Source organism: Zhongshania sp., assembly GCF_041584495.1.
Classification (GTDB): Bacteria; Pseudomonadota; Gammaproteobacteria; order Pseudomonadales; family Spongiibacteraceae; genus Spongiibacter.
The window spans coordinates 1-1,113 of the sequence record NZ_JBFHDY010000320.1 but is presented as its reverse complement, the minus strand read 5'-3'; the positions used below and the strand labels follow the sequence as shown (position 1 = coordinate 1,113).

Annotated in this window: 3 protein-coding genes; all 3 read right to left on the bottom strand. The window is 55.7% G+C overall.

Features of this window, described 5'->3' with window-relative positions; all coding sequences use genetic code 11:
• On the bottom strand, positions 1-445 hold a 445-nt coding region (locus ABYP33_RS19530; protein WP_373093060.1), incomplete at its 3' end, for a hypothetical protein.
• A gap of 6 nt (positions 446-451) precedes the next feature.
• Positions 452-826, bottom strand: coding sequence for a VanZ family protein (locus ABYP33_RS19525; RefSeq protein ID WP_373093058.1), 375 nt, complete (start codon positions 824-826; stop codon positions 452-454).
• 1 nt (position 827) lies between these two features.
• Positions 828-1,113: hypothetical protein (locus ABYP33_RS19520; protein ID WP_373093057.1), on the bottom strand; the 286-nt coding region annotated here is incomplete at its 5' end.

The window sequence follows — 1,113 nt, the reverse complement described above, 5'->3', positions numbered from 1 at the left end:
CGGGAATGGCATCGGCATTCCCAAGCATAATCAAGAAAACCACCAGCAGCATCACCGACACAGCCAGACCGCGTTTGGCCCCGAGGTATATAAACTGGATAAACAGCAGGGGGAATACCCAGAAAAGCCCGCTGTTGTTTTGTCCGCCGGTGTATACCAGTGCAATGCTGAGAGCGGCGACCAGAGCGCTGGCTATCGCCACGCCCACATTAACTTGCTGCGTTATGCGAACGTAAATGAAGGTGAGCCATACCCCGGCAGAGGCTAAAAACAGGGAAATGCGGAGTACCTGATCCTGGCTTTCCAGCTGGCGAAAGGCGAAGAGCAGAAGCACCAGCCCGCCTACAAAGGTGCTCAAGTTGAACACATAGCGCAAGCGCTTGGCGTCGATATCCTCGGCGGTATCACGGGTGGCGGTGTGCGACAGATCCTTCAGGCGTTTCACTACGATCTACTCCGCTGAGTCCTTGCGGGAAATATGTTGTTTTAAACGGAGTCTACGGCTTTTCCTATAGCGGTATACCGCGATTGCGGCGATGACTCCGAGCGTATTGGCGAGTGCGTCGAGCAATGACGCATGGCGCCCGGGAATCAGCAATCCCTGGCAGGCCTCGATGACTATGCCATACAGTACGATGCCAAGTAAAAGGCTGCGCAGTTTCCGGGGGGGCAGCGCCAGGGCGCAGGCGTTCAAGGCAAGCAGAAAATAGGCTGCGAAATGTGCGGCTTTGTCGTTGAAGGTGATGGCCGGCAGGTCCTGGCCGGGCGTCAGAGAGGCGACCGTCAATGCCAGAATAAAGGCGATGAAAAACAGCCGTGGCAGCATCTTACTGCCCCATTTGGCGCAGTTGTTCGTTGCAATGCGGCAGTAAATCTTTGATCGCTCGTTTTTCCTCGCCACCGCTGAAATCAATCAGCTGATGCTCAACTTTCACCCGGGCAAAGGGAAAGGGAATGACAAAGCGATCCCAGGTGGGGAGCCGCAATCCGCTGCTGCGGCAGCGCAGCAGATAAAGCGGCACGCGGTTTTTCTTGGCGAGCATAATCGCGCCCGGTTTCATTTCATGGCGGGGGCCGCGAGAACCATCAACGGTAAAGATGACCGATTTTCCT